Consider the following 21406-nt stretch of genomic DNA (forward strand, 5'->3'; position numbering starts at 1 on the left):
AGTATTTATAGATTAGTTACTATCAATTGACTTTTTAAGCATTTCCAATAATTTAAATTCATCGACAGGTTTGATGAGGTAATCATCAAATTCCGATTTCTTCAATTCTTGTATTTCAGCTTCCATGGCGTGACCTGTTTGAGCGATAACAGTGATATCGCTGTTATATTCTTTGATAAGCTTAACAGCCTCATAGCCGTCCATAATAGGCATATTAATATCCATTAGAACCACATCAATATCATTATGAGATTTGACAAGTTCAATGGCTTCCTGGCCATTATAGGCTTCTATTATTTTACCTATATGGTCCTTCAAATAAGCTTCCAATAGGAATCGATTAACTTCATTATCTTCAACTACCAAAACAACTGCATCTTGGAGGGCTTTGAATTTTTTATTTAATGGAGTCTTTGAAGCAATATTTTTTGTTGGTGTGTCCGTAGGATTATGAGGTATTGAGAAGTAAAAACAGCTGCCCTTTCCTAATTCAGATTCTACCCATATTTCGCCTTCCATAAGTTTCAATAAGCCTTTCACTATTGAAAGTCCTAAGCCTGATCCTTCTTTTACATTTCGTCCACTCTGATCTGTTTGTGAAAATCTTTTAAAAATATTTTCTTGTTGGTCTGCTGGAATACCGATGCCAGTATCTCTTACATAAAATTGTAATGTATCTTCTTTCTGTTCATAAGCTATGGTGATAGCACCTTCTTTTGTGAACTTTAAAGCATTTGTCAATAAATTAATTAATATCTGAGTAAGACGATGACAGTCTGTTATAATATGAGACTCTTCATCAGCTAATCCTTTAATACTTTTGATCTCAGCTTTAGAATTTCTCTGTGAAAGCGAACATTGTTGAATTACATCATCTATCAATATATTTAAATTACAATTCTCCTTAATAATTGAAATTTGATTAGATTCAATTTTAGAGGTATCTATAATATCAGAAATTAACCTGAGTAATCTTTCTCCAGATTGCTTGATATTTCTTAGGTAATCATCTTGGCTAGACTCACTTAAATTTTTGTTTCTTAGTAAACTTGAAAATCCTAAAATGGCATTTAGGGGCGTTCTTATTTCATGACTCATGTTAGAGAGAAAAGCTGATTTTAACTCATTGCTCTCTTGAGCTTTTTTCTGTGCTTTTATTAAATCTGTAACGTCTGTAATGGCTAAGTTATGACTAGATTTATCAAGTCTGCTGGCATCAATGTTGACGTAAATCACATCATCTTTAGTATTAAGCCTAATTTGACTACATCTATTCACTTGTTCATTGCGAAAGTGAACCATGAATAAATAAAAAGCATCCTTATCATCCCAGTGAATAAAATCAGTAAATGGTCTATCCAGAATATCAGACTTTGGGCGGCTAAGCATTTCAGCCATCAGTTCATTCACTCTAATAATTTTGTGATCTTCATCCAGGCTTAAATAACCAATTGGAGCATGGTTGAATAAGTCACTGTATTTTTGTTTTTCTGCCTCTAATTCTTCCTGAAATCTGAGCAATTCATCATTTTGCATTTTAAGCTCAATCTGATGAACATTCAATTCGTGAATTAACTCAGAGGTTTCTTTTTCAGATAAAGTTGAAATGTCTTTTTCTTGCCTTTCGGCTAATTGTTCTGCTTCTTTCCTTAATTTTTTGAAATCTATATTACGGTCCATTTAAATACTGATTTATTTTGTAAAGTAAGGATGCAAACTTTCTAAAGTTAATAATTTGATTGAAAGCTATCAACTATCCATGGTGATGCTATCATCATTTGATAAATTTTTAATAATTACCTGAATAATGTCTTTACCTAGATAAGTGCATTTTATTGGCTGAGCCTCTGCTGTGAATATGCTTTTATCCTTGCGCTGAAATTTACCAATTACTTTTAAGGGGTCTTCCGAATCAGATTTTTTGACTTGTTCTAATACTTCTTCTGAATGAGGCTGCTCAATTTTAGGGTGTAAATCAAACACACTAAGCTCTAAAATCTCCGGCTTACTATAACCAAACTCATCAATGGCTTTAGCATTAGCATCAATTATGTCCATTTTTAAATCGTGAAGAATAATGGAGTCAGGAGAGTTATCGAATAGGTTATGATATTTCAATTCGCTTTCCTTTAATCTAGCTAAATTCTCTTCGCTTTCAGTTTTATCTAGCACAAAAGCATGAACAGAGATCAGTTCGTTGGATTCATTAAATAAAGCTGAGGAGTACCATTCACAAAAAATGATAGAGCCATCTTTTTTGTAATTTTTAGTACTGACATGCACGTTGTCTTTTTTTCTTTCCTGAAGTTCTTTATTGAGTTTTTCAGAAAGTTCTAGATCATCATTGTGTAACCAGGAGAAATCATCGCTGGTTTTACCCAAAACTTCTTCTTTGCTCCATCCGAATAGGTCTTTGGCTTTTTCTGACCAATAAGTTATTTCAAAACTACTGTTAAATTCAATTACTGCCAGCGGAGTGTTTTCTGTATGAAATTTTAACTTTTGTAAAGTTTTGTTAAGATCATTCTGTACGCTTTTAATTTTCGTTATATCTATAAAGGTTAGTACTAAACCGGTTACTACATTGTCAAGTGTTCTATAGGGTTTAATCTTCGATAAATAGTGTTTGTCTTTGCTATCAATATCTTTTTCTACCGTATTAAGTGTATTGATTACATGCTTCATGTCTTCAATGAAATCAGGATAATTTAGCTTGGTCACAAAGTTTTCAATAGGCCTATTAATATCACCCTCAATTAAACCAATGATTTCGGTCGTTTTAGGTGTGAATTTCTTGATGCGTAGGTTCAGGTCTAAAAATATAATAGCTATTTCTGTGTTGGCTAATATATTGCTGATGTCATTGTTAGTTTCAGAAAGCTCTTCAATTTTATTTTGATATTCGGTGTTTAAAGTAGTTAGCTCTTCATTTATTGATTGTAGCTCTTCTTTCGAAGTTTCCAACTCTTCATTAGTACTTTGGAGCTCTTCGTTAGATGATTGTAGTTCTTCGTTGGTAGCTTTTATTTCTTCATTTGCAGTTTCTGCTTCCTCAATCACGGCCTGCAAATACTCCTTATTTTGTCTTAATTCATTTTCCAGTGTTTTAATGTAATCTATATCCTCATGTCGTGAAGCTTTTTTGTCATCGGATTTTATTTCGACTTCCTTAACATCTTCAAATACAACCAGAAATAGATTAGGGTCTTTTTTTTCTTTTTCAAGATTAAGGACATGTAAGTTAATTATGCTGTAACTCTTATCCTTTTTTAACTGAATCGTTTCTTCGTAAGCTTGTAATTTATCGCCTTTTACTTTGCTAATGGCCAAACGCAGCTTCACCTTTAGATCGGGCTTTGCCATTTCTACAATATTCATATTGGCAACCCCTTGAACAGGAGATAAGTATTTGGAAGTGTCACCTTTTAAATAAAGTATTTCCAACTCTTTATTAATCAGTACCGCTGCAGGAGTAAAGTGTTCTAAAATTTGATGCTGAATAATGTCTCCTAAAGAAGATTCTGCTTTAGGTGTGTAAGATCTGGATTTGGACTGTACCTGCTCTATTATTGGCGATCTGTTTGTAAACAAATTAGAATGAGCATGTAAGCTCTTCTGAGGTTTCTTCTGGTAAAACTTATTTTTCTTGTCAATAACCTCAAATGATTCACTTTTTTTACCTAATGTTTCTGAAGCACCTAATAGTAAAAATCCATCTTCTTTAAGGCTGTAGTGAAAACTCGTAATCACTTCCTCCTGAAGCTGGCTATTCATATAAATCAATAAATTTCTACAGCTAATGAAATCTACTTTCGAAAAAGGTGGATCCTTAATTAAGCTTTGCTCAGCAAATACTATCATATCCCTTATGGATTTGTTAACCGTAATAGTTTTTTCATGAGCCGTGAAGTATTTTTTTAATAAATGTGGAGATAGATCAGTAGTAATATTATCGGGATAAGTACCCTGTCTTGCTTTTTCCACTGCCCTTTTATCTAAATCCGTGGCAAAAATCTGAACAGAATACTCGTTAAGATTATATTTCTGGATATGCTCTTTTAATAGTATGGCTATAGAATATGCTTCTTCTCCGGTTGAACAAGCTGTAATCCAAAGTCGAATATGTTTATCTTCCTGGGCCTGCTCAAATAGTTGAGGTATTATTTCTTTAGATAAGAAACTAAAAACCTCCTGATCTCTAAAGAAGCTTGTTACCCCGATTAAAAGATCTTCAAAAAGCACTTTTACTTCGTCATTATTCTTCTTTAATTTTTCAAGGTACTCTTCAATCTTCAGCGTTTTTAAAATATTCATTCTCCGCTCTATTCTGCGGACAATGGTGTTAGCCTTATAATTAGAGAAGTCATGGCCTGTTTTTTCATACAGGAGACTAAAAATCTTATTAAATGTATTGAAGCTATAAATATCCGATAGGTCCTGATTACTATTTAAATCAGTTAAATATTTTAAATAATTTTTTAATTCTATTAAGATTTTATCGGCATCCAATATGAAATCTACCATGCCTGAGGATATAGCACTATTCGGCATTCCATCGAATTTGGCATCTTCAGGTGACTGAGCGAATACTACACCATTTGCAGACTTTATTTCTCTGATTCCTAAGGTTCCGTCTGTGCCGGTACCGGATAAGATTACAGCTATGGCATGATCCTTCTTATCCTTCGCGAGGGACCTGAAGAAATCATCAATAGGTAAGCGTATACTTCTAGGCTCTTGCTGTGCTTTAAGATGAAGTACATTATTTCTTAACTCTAATACTTTCGCGGGAGGAATGATATATACGTGGTCAGGTTCAATTTCCGTTTTATCCACTATTTGGATTACCTCCATCTTGGTATATTTACCGATCAGCTCAGATAAAATGCTTTCATGATCCGGATCAAGATGTTGCACTATTACAAAAGCAGCACCTAAATCTGTAGGCATACTTCGGAAAAACTTCTCTAGTGCCTGAAGACCGCCTGCCGAAGCACCAATGCCAATTACAGGTATAGGTCTGGATTGCGTATTATCAATATTTGTTTCTTTATTTTCGTTTTTCTCTTTGTGGTCCATTCTTTTCAGAGCTAAAAATTAACTTGTTGATCGTTAGGGTCGATAATACTTATACTGTTCTCTTTTGAAACTCAATATTTCGCTGGCTTACCTTTCGGAAGGCTATTTATGATGAAATCTCTTAAATCTTCATTAGCTGTTTTGAGGTCATCTTTTCGTAGGTACATCATGTGCCCACTTCTATAGCCTTTAAAGCTCAAGCGGCTCTGCATTTTGCCGCTCGGATCAATCTGCCACATGGTATACTTTGAATTAAAGTAGGTGGTACCTCCATCATAATAGCCAGTTTGAAACATTACGTTTAAATAAGGATTTTCAGCCATGGCTTGTCTTAAATCTTCTCTTGTATTGTTGTTCTCAAAGCTCCAAGGTCGTACCGGGCCAAACATATTGTATTTGATATCGGTCTGGAAGTTCAATTCCTCGCGAATGTAAGAATTGATAGCTGGGGTAAAAGCGTGTAACCATGAAGTCAGTTCCGGGCTGTAGTCAGGAGAACTTCCCGCTTCAATGCGGTCAATACCTAAATAACGAGAATCAAGCCTGCCAATGGTATATCCTTTTTTGTCTCTTAAAAGTTCTTTCCAGAAGAAGCTAGTTGGCACATCAAGGTTATGCTGTAAAATAGAACTTGTTGATAATCCGGAATAGTAAGCCATTTTTTCAGCTAGCTTTTCTTTGTCCTCTTGTGAAAAAAATCCTCCTTTAGCTAATGCAGGCATTAAAGTATTAATAGCAAACTCCTCTGATTCAGGAAGTATTTCTAACAAATCTTTATTTTGAAGTGCCTCTGGCAATACACCATGGTGCCAGGCAGCAGCTGTAAAATAGGGGAAGTTTATAGCCGTTGATAAAGGACTATCAGAGTTCATGGCTTTATAGTCAGCTGGTGAAACCAAAATCACCCCGTTAAGATACATCCATTGTTTTTCCTGAAGTGCTAAAGCTAAGCCCGAAACCCTGGTGCCACCATAGCTTTCCCCAATCAAAAATTTAGGGGAATTCCATCTTTGCGTTCTCGTTACAAAAGTGTTTAACCATTCAGCCAGGTAGTCAATATCAGCATTTACGCCAAAGAATTTTTCTTTTTCAACTTCTTTACCCGTGGCAGGGATAGTTCTTGAATAGGCAGTGTTTACGGGGTTTACGAAAACTATATCGGCTACATCTAAAACTGAATAAGGATTTTCTTTAGTACCATAAGGTTGTATGGGATAGCCCTCGTCATCAATATTTAGAATTTTAGGCCCCGTGTAAGCTACATGCATCCAAACTGAAGCAGAGCCCGGCCCACCATTAAAAGATATCAATAAGGGCCGATTAGCGGTGTTTTCTACATCAGTTCTTTTATAATAAGTATAGAAAAGCGTGGCAGTTGGTTCGCCCTTTTCATCCCAAACAGGTTGTGTGCCCGTAGTTGCACTATACGTTATTTTACTGCCATTGATGGTAGTGCTGTGGGAGGTGACCACTGTAGTGTCCACTGCAATTTCTCTGTTTTGACTGAGTGCATTAAATGTTGAAAGAAATGTAACTAAAACTACTAATCCGATATTTTTCATCATATTTTGATTATCTGAGTGTGGATTTCTAAGTTACAAACTTTATTGATTTTTAATGAAGGGATAGGGGGTTGAGAAGGAGGTTATAAGATAAAACTTCTTTTGTCTGGTTAAGATATTACTAATCAATCATGGGCTTGCTGCCTAACCCATTCTATATAGTCAGTTTGCGGAATATCTGTAATGCCGAGCTGACGAAGCATCATAACTAATTGTCCGCGGTGGTAATTACCGTGGGTAAAAACCGTTTGAGCTATTTCTCTGAAGGGAATTTCATAATGCTTTCCTTTATGATCGAACTGTAACAATTGTTCCAGATCATTTTTGATAACGAATTCTTTAAAACTTTGAGAGGTTTGTTGCCAGCCAATAAACATATCCTGAGTACTTCCTGAGAAATTCTTGATAACATCTGTATTCCAGCCATTGCTTTGCATTCTGTTGAGCCAGCCCATTTCAGCAGACCACAGGTGCGCGACTGTTTTCATGATGGAAGGAAAACTCGCTTCAATGGTTTGATTGAGCTGTTCATCAGCTAATGAGGACAGTTTTTCAATGATTCTGTTATTTGCCCAGATATTGTACTGAGCAAAGTCGATATAGTTTTGATTCGAAGAGTTCATCTTCCAAGTATAAGAGAAAATGTTTTGTTAGTTGAAGTTTAGAGGTGAGAATTTGAAACATTCTATATCAACCTTCTAAAAGGGTTGTGATTTTGACCAATTTTGATAGCTTTTTAAAAAAAAGCGTACCACCAATATAGGCAGTACGCTCTTGTAATTATTTCTGTACTTTCAAATCAAATGTAATAGAACCTGAAGGCCCACTAACTATATCAGTTATTTTAATTGCTCCTTTTTTACCTTGAGCGTTTTCAAATAGTACGATTCTTGGTAAACCACCTGTTGGGAAACTTTCGTTATCAGCCTCAATTGTTAAATCTCTTAATGAAGAATCATCAGTCATAGCGTCAAAAGTCTCAACAGTAAAGTTTATTGAGCTGCTTTCCATATAGTTGATGAATTTAGTTTCTGTGGCATTTGGGATTTCAGTTAAACCCCAGCCGCTAACATCTTGCGGGGTTTCAAAAAACCTTAGTCCAGAAATTTGAATAAATGGAATGTCAATACTTGCGCCATTCTCTGCAGTGATGTTTCCACTTTTTATAACTGTACCACTTGTTGTTGAGAAGACTGAACCTACTGTAGATTCAACATCAACTCCTCCCAATGTAATATTTTGATAAGTTGTAATTTCAGTTGTTTGTAAAGTAAAAACTTTAGTATTGCTGATAGTTTCGGTTCCATTTGAAACAGCTAGTTCAATAGTATACTCTCCGTTTTCTGCATAATTTACTACTGAAGGGTTTTCATTCGTTGAGCTGGCCGGATCACCTCCGGTAAATGTCCAGTTATATGAGGTTGCACCAGTAGAGTTATTAGTAATAGTTACTTCTGCAGGTGCTTGGTCACTATTAACGCTTATTTCAAAATCAGCTGTTAATTGCTCACTTAAGCTAAAAGTTTTGCTTAGTGTTTCTGTATCAGTTCCGTTTGAAACTTCTAGATTTATAGTGTACTCACCTTTGTTGGCATAGTAAATAGCAGCCGGAGTTTCTTCTGTAGAATTAGCTGGGTCAGCGCCTTCAAATGTCCAGTTATAAGTACTTGCGCCTGTAGAATTATTAGTGATATTCACTTCTGCAGGTGCAGACTCACTGCTTAAAGATATCTCGAAGTCAGCGGTTAATGCAGCAGACAAGCTGAAATTTTTTGACACTTTTTTACTTCCTGAGCCATTAGATGCGTCTAATATAATGGTATAATCACCAGCTTCTGAATAAGTGATTGTCTCAGGATTTTGCTTTGTAGAGCTTACAGGATCACCACCGGTAAAATCCCACTCATAAGAAGTTGCTCCAGTAGTGTTATTTGTAATAGTTACTTGGGCTGGAGCAGTTTCTTTGTCTAGAGTGATCTCAAAATCAACTTCTAGTTCTTCAGGGTTTGGATCTTCTTCCGAGCAAGAGAGGAAAAATACTGAACTAAATAAGATAGCTAAATAGTAAATGGATTTTTTAAACATGTAAAAGATTTTTTCGGATTTAAAATTTGTTGTATTCGGCCGCGAAGGTAACCAGAGAAAGAAGAAATATAAACTGTTAGAGTAATTATTGATATTAAATTTCTAAAAGTAGCTGGTAACCACCAGCTACTTTTATTCAATAGGAATATGAAAATCTACAATAGCTTTCTTTTCAGGATGATCGTTGAAGTTGTTGTGGTATAATTCGAATGGATTTCCTTCAGCTTTCTTAAAACCATTTTCATTCATCCAGAGGAAAAGCCCTGTCCACGATTTCTCATATTCATCTAAGCCAATTTCAAAACTGCCAACAATAAACTTTCCTGCTTCAATGGTTAGAAGCCCAACTTCCCCTGAGGTTTCAATAGATTTATTTAACAAAATGGAAGCACTCATTCTAACTTTATCAGCTTCGGTAATTTTAAAGCTGTCATGATAAACGGTTACCATTTTGGTTTGCTCATTAATTAAGCCTTTAGGAGTGGCCCACTTGATCAAATTTTGGTAGGCATTCGGCATATTTTGAGGGCCAAAACATGTTACATAAGCCAAATCCATTTTTGGCATTTCTTTGATTTCAATTTTTGCATTCATTGCTATCCAGTTTTTGAGATTAGTAATGAGGCAAAGGTATTTTTCCTGATCAGGGTAGGCTTGTCCATTCTTGCTCTCCAGTTGACGAATCTTGCTAAACTTGTTTGGGTTCTCTTCTTTAAAGGCAGTAGGACTTAATCCATAGAATTTCTTAAAAGCCCTGGAGTAGGAAGAAATATCGCTGAATCCGTATTTGTGGGCAACGCTAGTGGTCGATATGTTTTTGTGCAATAAGTCAATGGCTGATTGTTCTATTTTTCTCCTGTTTATGTACTCATTCAAGGTTTCTTTAGTGATGAACTTGAAGATTCTGTGAAAGTGAAAAGGAGAGAAGTAGGCAACTTCAGCCACTTTGTTTAATGATAAGTCTCCATCCAGGTTTTCATCAATAAACTGAAAAACTCTGTTTATTCTGCTTTTGTAATCGGTTTCGAGTGAGTTGTTGGATGAGGGCATGATTTCGTACATTACAGGAAAAAGCAGATAGATATCTAGTGGATGACCTTAAATTATGAAATTATCAGGTACAGAATGGTTATCCCGCAGGGATCTTTTTCCATATTTTGGTTATTTATTATGTTATTTTCATGTAGATGCTTCCGGCACGACTATTTTACTTAGTAATATCCTTGTCTGACCTCTTCGAGGTACTTACAATGTAAAGGTCAGTATGCTAAAAGCGTCAGACCTTTAGTAACTTCAACTTTTGAAGCTGCTAGATTATGTCATCCCGAAGGGATCTGATGTGAAACTACGAAATGGCTTTAGTAGAAATAAGATCCTTCCTGGGTGATGGTGAAAAAGGGAATTACCGATAGAAGTTTAATCTTTATTTAAGATTTAGACCTTTTTAAGTTTTATTTTCTGGTCAAAAAGTGATAATGAAAAGCTAAGTGGAGTGATTCATAAGTGGCCAATATACTATGGGAAGTTTCAATTATTTACCTGAACATGAATATGATCATCATGCCTTACAGCCCTACAACCATGAAACCTGATTTTATCGCTTCTTAAATTCATTCGTTTTACCAAATGAGGCTCAATAAAGACTTTTTCAACTGAATTATAGCCAACAATTTCTCTAATTAGGTTTGCGGTGCCCTCTTTTGAAAATGTCAAATACTTATTCTTTGTTCCAAAGGTGAGGTATTTAGGGTAATCGTATTGGAAATAGCCATTTTCTTTACAGAAGTTTGTTTGGTTGAACTCATCATCATCTGGATTTTCAAATACACCATACCCACTGACAGATTTTGTAGCAGCAATGAGTTCTCCGTTCTCATTTTTATAAATAAAGCTAAGATCAACCTTGCGGCCATCATTATGACTTAAATGCGGTAACAATGGGAAGCCATCGAAAAAAGGAAAGTTTGCATCAAGAAAGACAATTGGTGTGTTTATGGAGATTTGTTTGAGCAAAGTATTTAACTCGGGATTCACATAGTTTCTATTCATTAATACAGTCATAAAGCTACCCGACTTTAGATTATCGGAAGCTTCAATTTTTTCTCTGTCAAAATAAGGTGCTAAAAATGGAACGACAGCGAAAGTGGAGACCACGTAAATGCTTAAGAAGATGATAAGTTTTTTAAACCTGAAAGTTTGCTTCCATCTCTTGCTTATCCATAAACTCAGTAATAGTATAATCCCTCCAACCTGAGTTGTTATTGTTAAGGTTAAAACAAGAAGAAAAATAAGAAAGTAATTTATAAACTTGATCAAAAGCTTATTCTAATATTTTTAAAGGTATGTATTAATTAAGAGTTTTTTTGTTAATTTATCTTAGAAATCCTACAGGAAAAAACATCTCAGAACTCACTGTTTCTCCATTTAGTTCTCCTGGAATGAATTCAACTCCACAATTTTTAAGAATATCTTTTGCAACTTCTACTAGAGCTTCATCATACTTATCAACAGGATGAATATATTGAATAGCACCATTTTTATCTAATACAAAATCCAAGTAAATTATGTAGCTTTCACCTCCATTTTTAGAAGCTTCCGCGACTTTTTGTTGATAGCAGTTAATGGATTCCTTCGATGGATTTTTTAATTCTACTTCTTTATCGAGGGTTGAAAACGCTACCGTTATTGGTTTTTCCGGTAAATTAAACGTTGAATCTGAGAACTCCAGTTCTTCAATCTTTACTGCCTCTCGAATTTCAATGTAATCATCATGTTCGGTGATGGTTTTTATTGCTATTGCACCATTTACTTCTTTGAGTTTTTTATACCAATTGCCTACCTCGTGTCCTTGGAAATCTTGAGAATTAACCTTGATATCATCAGAATAATAGGTTTTGCTATTCCCGTAGTCCGAAGAATATTTAACTAAATAGCAGGGATGCCCTAAAATATTGAGTGTGCTGTCTTTGTAAACAGCGGAGCTATAAAATGTAGTATTTCCTTTTCTTGAGTCTCTAAAAGTTATATATGGCTTATCCGCATAATCATCATACATACGATAGGTGTCGTCATTATAAGTATATGAATAGGTATACTGACCATTATTGTAATATGAAGATTTGTAATGTTTTTCAGTAATTTGATAGATAGCTGAGTCTCCATTGATAAATGCAATAATATCTTCTATCTCCATGCTATCATTCTTGAGTTTAATAGTAGTTTTATAGGTTATTTGTCCACTAAAGTATTGAGCTTGTAAAAGGAAGGGACTAAAAATTAAAACGAATAGTAGTTTTTTCATTTTTAAGGCTTTTAAGTGATGCCCTCTTAGGGCAATCATTAATTACTTATAAGTAATACTAAAATTAATATATTTATTATATAATCAATTACCCCTAAAGTTAACCATTCCTCCCAAACCTCAAAGCTTCCTTCTGCCGCCTCCTTTGTAGTCAATCTCAACTACTTTCAGTCGGGCCACATCATCGGTATAGCGAGGGTCATCTATAAAGGCACATTTTTCCATCATTGCTACTTCCATAGAGTAGAAACCGAATTCTTCCACCACCTTGCCAGTCAGTTTGTAAATGCCTTTGCCCCTGAAAGGGTAGCGCATAGCAGAAGGAGGGAAATGCACGGTATCAATAAAGTAGCCGTCAATATCAATGAAGGTACCGAAATTCATGCGCCCGCCATTGCTGGTCCCCGTATTCTTAATAGCCACCAGGTAACCATAAATGGTCATCTGTTGGTTTAAGAAGCGAGAGAAATCGGCAGTCTTCAGATAGTGTTGAGGAGGTTCCTTAAGCAACTCAAAAGGGTTGCATAGTGGAAAGCCAATCAATTCTATTTCCTCAAAGGAATCCTCATGAGCGAAGATATTCAGGTCGGGCAGCTTAAAGCGTTTGGCTTCTACCTCAAAGAGTCCGCGTGTAGGCTTGCTCTTTTTGGAATGACCCAGCAGAAAATGGGCTTCCCACAACAAAGCCTTTTTATTCTCTCCTGTAAAACGAAAAGCACCTATACGAATGAGAATCAGCAGTTGTTCTAAAGATACGGCTACCCGATTCACAAAATCCTGCAATCCTTTAAAGTCGCCAAATTTGCGAGCTTGTAGCAATTCAAAAATCACCCGGTCTTCTAAGTCTTTTACCATGCCCAGCGCCAGATAGATGGTATTGCCTTCAATCACACAAAGGGCTTCACTTTTATTCACACAAGGAGCTTCTATCTGTGCGCCATGCATGCGTGCCTCATGCACATAAAGCTCTTTTCTGTAAAAACCTCCGCCATTATTGAGCACTGCTACCATGTATTCCAGCGGATAATAAGCTTTCAAATACAGGCTCTGATAACTTTCTACCGCATAAGAGGCGGAGTGACCTTTGGCAAAGGCATAGCCGGCAAAGCTTTCTATCTGTCGCCATACTTCAGCTGCCAGCGCATCATCATGGCCTTTCTTTTTACAGTTCTCGAAATAGCGCATCTTCACCCGCTCAAACTCCGCCTTGGAGCGGAATTTGCCGGACATTCCCCTGCGGAGCGCATCGGCTTCGCCTAAATCGAGCCCTGCAAAATAGTGCGCTACTTTAATTACATCTTCCTGGTAAACCATCACTCCGAAAGTATCTGGCATAATATTCCACAATACAGGATGAGCATCTTTGCGTCTTTCAGGCTGCCTGAAACGGAGAATATATTCACGCATCATACCTGATTTAGCCACTCCGGGTCTGATGATGGAGCTGGCTGCTACCAGACTTAGGTAATCTTCAGCTTCCAACTTGCGCAACAACATCCGCATAGCGGGCGACTCCACATAAAAACAACCAATGGCATTGGCCTCACGCAGTAGCTTTTTAATGTGTGGGTCCTGCTTCAGCATATGAAAGTTGTGTATGTCGATGGGGGGCTCGGCTGGCTGATTTTTACGTACCAAAGTGAGTGTGTCTTTGATTTTTCCCAGTCCACGTTGCCCTAAAATATCGAATTTGTAGAGCCCTACATCTTCGGCCTCATGCATATCAAAGTGAGTGGTAGGAAAACCTTTGGGCGGCAGACTGGTAGCTGTAAAATAGTGAATTGGCTTGTCAGCCATCAAAATGCCACCCGCATGAACAGAGAGATGGCTCGGAAAACCTGCAATGTAGCTGCTATAATGTAGCACCATAGCAGAAAGCTTATCGCTTGGCGCACCCCCTTCGGCAATTTTATCAATTTCATGAGGAGGTAATCCAAACACTTTACCGAGTTCGCGCACGGCCGCTCTGTATTTAAAAGTACTGTAGCTGGCCAGTAGTGAGATCCCGCCAGGAGATTTTTTACTGAAGTATTCGAAGATGAATCGGGTAATGTCCTCACGCTCATACGATGAAAAGTCGATGTCAAAATCAGGTGGGTTTTCTCTGTATAAGTTGATAAAACGCTCGAAGTAGAGATCAAGGTCTACCGGGTCTACATCGGTAATACGGATGAGGTAAGCCACCATGCTGTTGGCGCCACTGCCACGGCCCACATAGAAATAACCTTTGTAGCGCGCATAGCTCACAATTTTACAGTTGATGAGGAAGTAGGCTACAAATTTCTTTTGCCTGATGATTTGCAACTCCTTCACCAGCCTACGCAATATGCTGAAATCGTAATCGGGATAGCGATATTTGAGTCCTCGTAGGCAGAGTCTGCGCAGTAGGTAATAATCGCGAAATTCGGAACCCGTATAAGTGCTCAGGTTTTGGATGGATTTTCCGCTAAAGTCGAAATAGATGCTGCATTGTTGTAATAGCTTTTCGGTGTTCTCCAGCAGGAATATGTGATTTTTGAACTTCTTCTCGAGCTGCCTTGGTAAACGATAGGTGTCTTCAGGGTTGCCTTCTTCATTCTTTGGTAACTTACTGAGCAATGTGTTTTTATCAATAGCACGCAGCAAGCGGTGCGCGTTGAAGTCGCGCTTGGTGCGGAAAGTGGCGGTAGCCAAAACGACTAACTTTTTTGGTTGCTGTTTCCATGGTGAGCGTATCAGCTTGTTTAGCTCTTTCGGATGTACACCGATAAATTCATGTTTGTAGAGTTTGCGTTCAGGAGCTTTCTGAAGCGGATAGATGATGAAAGTATTTTTAAACTTTGGAGCCTCCGTTGGAAGATCAAGTTTGTCATGCAGGTGTATGGAGAGAAAGTCATTTAGTTCTTTGAAGCCTTCATTATTCTTGGCAATGCCCACATAAAGCTGCTCATTTCCATTCCTGAAATCTATACCTACTGCAGGTGTGATGTTGGCTTCCTGCGCCAGCCGAATAAACTTCAGGCAGCCAGCCGTTGAGTTGATGTCAGTCAGTGCTAACTTGGTAATATGGTGCTCCTTCGCCCAGTTGATCAGGTCTTCTGGGTTCACCGTGCCGTACTTAAAGCTATAATATGAGTGACAGTTGAGGAACAATTAGCAATTGTGTAATTAGTAATGAACAATGAGTAATTAGGAAAGAGCTGTGAGTTTCGAGCTACTAGCTACGGGCTTTGATCTTCCATGATTAGCTCGAGGCTCGCAGCTCATGGCCTTCAAAGTCTACAGCTTTGAAATGAAACTCATCAACATCTTTTGCTCTTCATTGATCAATTTTTTCAACTGTTCAAGTATTACCTTTTCTCCAAGTTTAAGTTCTTCAGCTATTAATACTTGTGTTTCTAACTCAAAACAAGAACCTAATGCTATTTGGAGAAAATACTTATGCTCTTTTGAACTATCACGACTGCTTCCTTCTGATATGTTGGAAGGAATAGATACAGCGGCTCTATTCATTTGGCTGGTTAGTCCGAATTTTTCTTCAGATGGAAAAAGTTTAGTAAGCTTATACATTGTAAATACAATCTGCATCCCATTCTGCCATACTTTTAATTTCTTGAAATTCTTCATTGATTTTATTTTAGGTGTTTCTTACTCGTAACCAGAAGCTCACAACTTACAGCTATGCTGAAAGCTAGCTGCGTCTGTTGGCTAACAATGGTGGAGGCTCGCCTCGGAAAGGGTTAAATCTGCTGATGGTTCTGGCTTCTATGCCTGCTGCGCGCAATACGGCTCTATCTCCATGTTTATCTCTTATTTTATCCATTGCCTGGTAGAGATTGATTACTTCTTCTGAATCTTCGAATAGGTTGATCTGATAACCACCGCTTACCAAATGACTAAAACGCACACCTATTAAGCGTACCAATAGTCGCTTTTGGTAAATTCTGTTGAAAAGCTCCAATACCTTCGGAATCAGAATATGATCGGCAGAGGTGTAAGGAAGCCTCGATTGTAAAGTGTAAGTGTTGAAATCTGAGTAGCGTACTTTCACGGTGACGCAGGCAGTAAGCTTTTCGCCTCTGCGCAGCTGAAAAGCCAGGTTTTCTGCCATTGCTAATAAGATAGCCTTGAGCTTTTCTACATCAATGGTATCCTTATCGAAGGTGCGTTCTGTGGAGATAGACTTCCGCTCTGAATAGGGGATGACAGGCGTGTTGTCTATGCCGTTGGCTTTCTGCCAGATGGTACGCCCGTTCTTACCAAAAGCTTTTTTCAACATCTCTACGGGCATCTCCTGTATGGTTTGCACCTTACGGATGCCGAGGTTGTTGAGCATCTGGAAGGTTTTTTCACCTATCATGGGGATTTTCTTTACTGATAGAGGTGCCAGGAAAGGCTTTTCTGTTCCATAATCAACGAAGATTTGATTATTTGGCTTGGCTTCGCCCGTAGCTACTTTTGAGACTGTCTTATTTTTTGACATCCCGAAGGAGATAGGAAGCCCTGTTTCGTTGATAATTTTCTGCCTGATTTCCGAAGCTAACTTTAGACTGTTCATAAAGCGATCCATACCGGAGAAGTCGGCATAAAACTCATCAATAGAAGTCTTTTCATAAAGCGGCACATGTTCTTTGATGATGTTGGTTACCTCTTCCGACTTTTGGGTGTAGTTGGCTGAATTTCCCCTTATGATGATGGCTTCAGGGCATAGCTGCCGAGCCAGTTTCATGGGCATGGCTGAGTGAATCCCGAAGGTGCGTGCTTCATAGCTGCATGAAGCTACTACACCTCTGTCGGTAGTGCCGCCAATGAGGATCGGTTTACCCTCCAGCTTGCTATCGAGTAAGCGTTCGCACGACACGAAAAAGGTGTCTAAATCCAGGTGAAGTATAGTTCGTTCTGCCACAATACAAAGCTAGTATCTAATTACTAATAATAATAGTATAAACTAAAAATATTAGTAAATAGTTTTTTATCATAAGGTTTACTAAAAAAAAGATTGTATCGGCTGGTTTTTTAATTACAAACGTATTTATATTTATGAACCTTTAAAATAAACTATCATCCAAATGAAGAAGCTTCTTATCTTAGTTTTTACTTTTATCACTTTATTCCAACTACAGGCACAGATTAATAGTACCGATAGTACTACAGGTTCAGTGCGTGATAAATTCTGGGGTATTCAAACTAATGGACTTGAATTACTTTATTATCAGGAACACAAGTTGACACCATCTATAGCGATTAGAGGTGAGGCAGGCTTTACCAACGCTTTCTTCAGCTCGGGAGGTGCAACAAGAGAAAATACAAGTGACTTCTTTACCTTATTAAACTTCTCGGCAGAGCCCAAGTGGTATTATAATTTAAAAAAGCGCAGTGCTAAAGGTAAAAGTATTGCCTTTAATGCAGGTAATTACATCGGTTTAAGAACTTCCTATAGTCCGAAGTGGGTTGTGTTGAGTAGTATGAATAAGAATTTAATAGATGCCGATCATACTATTACTATTGTGCCCACTTTTGGAATGCGCAGAAATTTAGGTAAACTTTTCGATTTCGAATTAGGGCTAGGGGTTGGTTATGGCTTCTATTTCGATGGTTCGGAAAATTATTTTGATCATAGCTTGTTCATTATACCTCATCTGAGGTTTGGTTTCAAAAAATAACCTCTCACTATAAATATTAGCGACATTAAGGTTGTAATACTAAATAAATTAGTATTCTGCTTGTGGTTTTTAGTTTAAATTACTATTTTTATCAGTATAAACACTATTTTAATTAGTGTATTACTAAAATTAGTAGAAATGAAAATTAAACTATCAAGTAAACGATTAAACTCAGGAAGATGCCAGGTGCGCTTTCAGGTAGCTGAAGAAACTACAGGCCATAGCTGGTATGGTTATACGTTGGTAGATCCGAAGGATACGTTAAAAAGTGTTGTGAGTAGGATTGAAAATACTTTCACTCATGCCGATAACACGATGCTGGGTAGAGCTTCCATCTACAACTTGATCAGCAGTAATTACCGAAAAGAGAACATGATGATTTTTAGAGATAATTAAATCTAGCTATTATCTTTAACCCTTGTATCAACCCTATGGATTCAGTGCACCTCGTTAGTAGCAATATCAAATTCCTCAGAAAGCAAAAAGGCTGGACTCAGCAAGATTTGGCCGACCAGTTAGAAATTAAAAGACCACTTATTGGCTCTTATGAAGAGGGTAGAGCAGATCCGCGACTTAACACATTGCTTAAATTAGCAGACCTCTTTGAAGTAACTGCTGATGAAATGCTTACCACAGATTTGAGCACCAATAAATCTATCAAAAAGAAGCCAGCTAAGATTCTTGCTATCACGGTGGATGAGCAAGACAATGAAAACATTGAATTAGTGCCTCAAAAAGCATCAGCCGGTTATACAAACGGCTATGCTGACCCTGAATACATTCAGGAACTACCCAAATTCCGTTTGCCCATGTTGCCTACAAGTGGTACTTACAGGGCATTTGAGATTTCAGGTGATTCTATGCTACCAATTTTGCCCGGCACTGTCATCATCGGCCAGTATGTGGAAGATGTAAAAGACATTAAAAACGGACAATCCTACATTGTAGTAAGTGAGCAAGAAGGTGTTGTATATAAGCGTGTATTCAACTATGTGGAGGAAAAAGGCTTACTCTATTTAGTGAGTGACAATACCGTTTATTCTCCCTATGAAATTCCTGCTGATAGTGTGATGGAAGTGTGGGAAGCAAAGGCTTTTATTAGCACGCAATTTCCTGAAGGTAACAGCCGTATCCAGAGTACATTGAGCATGCAAGAACTCACAGATATGGTGTTGAGTATTAAAGAAGAGATTACTAAATTAAGAAAATAGTTTAAGAGCCTCGAGCTGCGAGTAACTAGCCTCGAGTAAGTTTCATTCTCTCAAATCCAAAAAATTTACTCTACAGTTAATTAATTTATTATTAAAGGAAGTCCGAGGCTCAAGGCTCGAGACTCGAAGCTATCAACTATTTTTTCTTTTTAGGAGCAGCTTTTTTCTTAGCTCCGCCTCTTCCTTTTTTATCAGGAGTGGCTTCAGCAAGCGCAACACATTCTTCGTATGTTAAATCTTTAGGCTCCTTATCTTTAGGGATTTTTACATTCTTCTTACCCGCTTTGATGTATGGTCCCCAACGGCCATTTAGTATTTGCATATCAGGGTCTTCATCAAATCCTTTAATGAATTTCTCTGCATCAGCTTTACGCTTTGCCTCAATCAGTTCAATTGCTCTGGCTTCATTAATTTCAAGCGGATCTTCACCTTTAGGAATAGAGACAAACTTGCCGTCATGCCTTATGTAAGGCCCGAATCTACCAATAGCAGCCACTACTTTTTTATCTTCAAACATACCAACGTCACGTGGTAATTTGAAAAGTTCTAATGCTTCTTCTAAGGTAATACTCTCAATAAACTGCCCTTTTCTTAAACTGGCGAATTGAGGTTTTTCAGCGTTCTCGTCATCTTCAGTAGGCGTTTCTCCAATTTGTGCCAACGGTCCAAATTTACCTAAACGCACAATTACAGGCTTGCCCGTTTTAGGGTCAGTACCTAGTTCTCTCGATGATTTAATTTCTTTTCTTTCAAGGCTCTCCGCTTCATCCACTTTAGAATGGAAATCACCATAAAACTGGTCGATCATATTATTCCACTCTTTTAGTCCTTTGGCTATTTCATCAAATTCCTTCTCAACGCGAGCAGTGAAATTGAAATCAGTAACATTAGGAAAATGTTCAACCAAAAAGTCATTTACTACCATAGCAATATTACTAGGGAATAGCTTATTCTTCTCAGTACCGGTTATTTCTGTTTTGTTGTGCTTCTCTATTTTACCCTTCTCAAGTACAAGCTCCGTATAATTTCTTTCTTTACCTTCTCTGAACTCTTTGATTACATAACCTCTTTTCTGGATAGTTGAAATGGTTGGTGCATAGGTAGAAGGTCTACCGATACCCATCTCTTCCAATTTTTTTACAAGCGTTGCCTCATTATAGCGGGCAGGTGCTCTTGTGAAACCTTCACGGGCATGCATTTCATTTAGGCCAAGGCTCTGTCCCATTTGCAATGGAGGTAGCATTCCTTTGGTTACACTACTGTCCTGTTCTTCGTCTTCATCAACAGATTCAATATATACCTTAAGGAATCCTTCGAACTTGATTACTTCACCACTGGCGCTAAAAGTTTCATCAGCGGTGGATATATTAATGCTTACATTGGTTTTTTCAATTTGCGCATCTGACATCTGCGAGGCAATAGCCCTTTTCCAAATCAACTCATAAAGTCGTGTTTCATTATAATCAGAACCAGCTTCTTTGGTAGCAAAATTTGTAGGCCTAATGGCTTCGTGAGCTTCCTGAGCACCAGCCGATTTAGTTTTAAATTTTCTGGTTTGTACAAAGTCATCACCGAAGTCGGAGCTGATGGTTGATGTAGCACTTTTGATAGCATCATCAGAAAGATTCAACGAATCTGTTCTCATATAAGAGATTTTACCAGCTTCGTACAAGCGTTGCGCTAAACTCATGGTTTGGGCTACTGAAAACCCTAATTTTCTTGAAGCCTCCTGCTGTAACGTTGAAGTAGTAAATGGTGGTGCGGGTGATTTTTTCCCCGGCTTTTTCTCTAATTTACCGATAGTATATTCGGCATCGAGACATTTTTCCAGAAATGCCTGAGCTTCTTCTTCGGTATTAAATCGGCCTGGTAATTCAGCTTTTAGGGTTTTGCCGCCTTCAACCTCGAAGATAGCCTGAACTTTATAAAAAGACTTGGCCTCAAAACTTTCTATCTCTCTTTCTCTGTCAACAATTATTCTAACGGCAACAGATTGCACTCTACCAGCTGAAAGGCCGGTTTTAATTTTTTTCCAAAGGATAGGGGAGAGTTCAAAACCAACTAATCTATCTAATATTCTTCTTGCTTGCTGTGCATTTACCAGGTCATTGTCTATTCCACGGGGATTATTGATGGCATTCTGAATAGCACTTTTAGTGATTTCACGAAATACAATTCTTTTTATTTTAGAATCATCAAGCTTTAAGGCTTCTTTTAAATGCCATGAAATGGCTTCTCCCTCACGGTCATCATCCGTTGCGAGGTAGATCATTTCTGCCGCCTTTGATTCCTTATTTAATGCCTTAACCACATCTTTCTTGTCCTTAGTAATTTCATAGATCGGCTTAAAGCCATTTTTCACATCTATCGCATTGTTTCCTTTTTGCAGGTCGCGCACGTGGCCGTAGCTGGAAAGCACTTTATAATCTTTTCCGAGATAACCTTCAATGGTTTTGGCTTTGGCTGGTGACTCTACAATTACTAAATTTTTAGACATAGTGTGTTATGGGTTTTACTAAGGAAGTT

The 21406-nt window shown here is 37.6% G+C and carries 15 protein-coding genes; 3 read left to right on the forward strand and 12 right to left on the reverse strand.

The genetic code is table 11. The features are described 5' to 3' along the window. Positions 1–12 precede the first annotated feature (12 nt). The 11 genes from JKP34_RS08485 to dinB form a co-directional block, all read right to left on the reverse strand. Complete coding sequence (locus JKP34_RS08485; protein WP_201919751.1) at positions 13–1680, reverse strand: PAS domain-containing hybrid sensor histidine kinase/response regulator; 1668 nt, start codon at positions 1678–1680, stop codon at positions 13–15. A gap of 69 nt (positions 1681–1749) precedes the next feature. After that, a complete protein-coding gene (locus JKP34_RS08490; RefSeq protein ID WP_201919753.1) occupies positions 1750–5079 on the reverse strand; it encodes a chemotaxis protein CheB in 3330 nt (1109 codons plus the stop codon). A gap of 71 nt (positions 5080–5150) precedes the next feature. Further along, positions 5151–6641, reverse strand: coding sequence for a S10 family peptidase (locus tag JKP34_RS08495; protein WP_394368672.1), 1491 nt, complete (start codon positions 6639–6641; stop codon positions 5151–5153). Positions 6642–6766: 125 nt separating this feature from the next. Next, on the reverse strand, positions 6767–7264 hold the full coding sequence (locus JKP34_RS08500) for a DinB family protein (RefSeq protein ID WP_201919757.1): 498 nt from the start codon (positions 7262–7264) through the stop codon (positions 6767–6769). Positions 7265–7421: 157 nt separating this feature from the next. Further along, entirely contained in the window at positions 7422–8726 is a 1305-nt protein-coding gene (locus JKP34_RS08505; protein ID WP_201919760.1) for a PKD domain-containing protein, read from the reverse strand. 132 nt (positions 8727–8858) lie between these two features. Then, positions 8859–9776, reverse strand: a complete 918-nt coding sequence (locus tag JKP34_RS08510) for an AraC family transcriptional regulator (RefSeq protein ID WP_201919762.1) — start codon at positions 9774–9776, stop codon at positions 8859–8861. A gap of 477 nt (positions 9777–10253) precedes the next feature. Further along, entirely contained in the window at positions 10254–11042 is a 789-nt protein-coding gene (locus tag JKP34_RS08515) for a hypothetical protein (protein ID WP_201919763.1), read from the reverse strand. A 55-nt stretch (positions 11043–11097) separates the two neighbouring features. Then, positions 11098–12027 carry a hypothetical protein gene (locus JKP34_RS08520; RefSeq protein ID WP_201919765.1) on the reverse strand — a complete coding sequence of 310 codons (930 nt, stop codon included), beginning with the start codon at positions 12025–12027 and terminating at the stop codon, positions 11098–11100. A 120-nt stretch (positions 12028–12147) separates the two neighbouring features. Further along, complete coding sequence (locus JKP34_RS08525) at positions 12148–15159, reverse strand: DNA polymerase III subunit alpha (protein ID WP_201919767.1); 3012 nt, start codon at positions 15157–15159, stop codon at positions 12148–12150. A gap of 126 nt (positions 15160–15285) precedes the next feature. Beyond that, positions 15286–15633, reverse strand: coding sequence for a four helix bundle protein (locus tag JKP34_RS08530; RefSeq protein WP_201919769.1), 348 nt, complete (start codon positions 15631–15633; stop codon positions 15286–15288). A 64-nt stretch (positions 15634–15697) separates the two neighbouring features. Continuing rightward, positions 15698–16915 (reverse strand): DNA polymerase IV, encoded by a 1218-nt coding sequence (dinB, locus tag JKP34_RS08535; RefSeq protein WP_201921506.1) that lies wholly within the window; start codon positions 16913–16915, stop codon positions 15698–15700. A 160-nt stretch (positions 16916–17075) separates the two neighbouring features. Between dinB and JKP34_RS08540 the strand changes: the two genes are divergently transcribed. From JKP34_RS08540 to JKP34_RS08550, 3 genes are all read left to right on the forward strand, one after another. After that, complete coding sequence (locus tag JKP34_RS08540; RefSeq protein ID WP_201919771.1) at positions 17076–17669, forward strand: hypothetical protein; 594 nt, start codon at positions 17076–17078, stop codon at positions 17667–17669. A 138-nt stretch (positions 17670–17807) separates the two neighbouring features. Further along, positions 17808–18065 carry a hypothetical protein gene (locus JKP34_RS08545; RefSeq protein ID WP_201919773.1) on the forward strand — a complete coding sequence of 86 codons (258 nt, stop codon included), beginning with the start codon at positions 17808–17810 and terminating at the stop codon, positions 18063–18065. A gap of 35 nt (positions 18066–18100) precedes the next feature. Further along, positions 18101–18880, forward strand: coding sequence for an XRE family transcriptional regulator (locus JKP34_RS08550; RefSeq protein ID WP_201919775.1), 780 nt, complete (start codon positions 18101–18103; stop codon positions 18878–18880). A 136-nt stretch (positions 18881–19016) separates the two neighbouring features. Here the strand turns inward: JKP34_RS08550 and topA are convergent, their stop codons facing one another. After that, positions 19017–21377: a type I DNA topoisomerase gene (topA, locus tag JKP34_RS08555; protein WP_201919777.1), complete on the reverse strand. Its 2361-nt coding sequence runs from the start codon at positions 21375–21377 to the stop codon at positions 19017–19019. Positions 21378–21406: the final 29 nt, after the last annotated feature.

The organism is Marivirga atlantica, assembly GCF_016734805.1.
Lineage (GTDB): Bacteria > Bacteroidota > Bacteroidia > Cytophagales > Cyclobacteriaceae > Marivirga > Marivirga atlantica.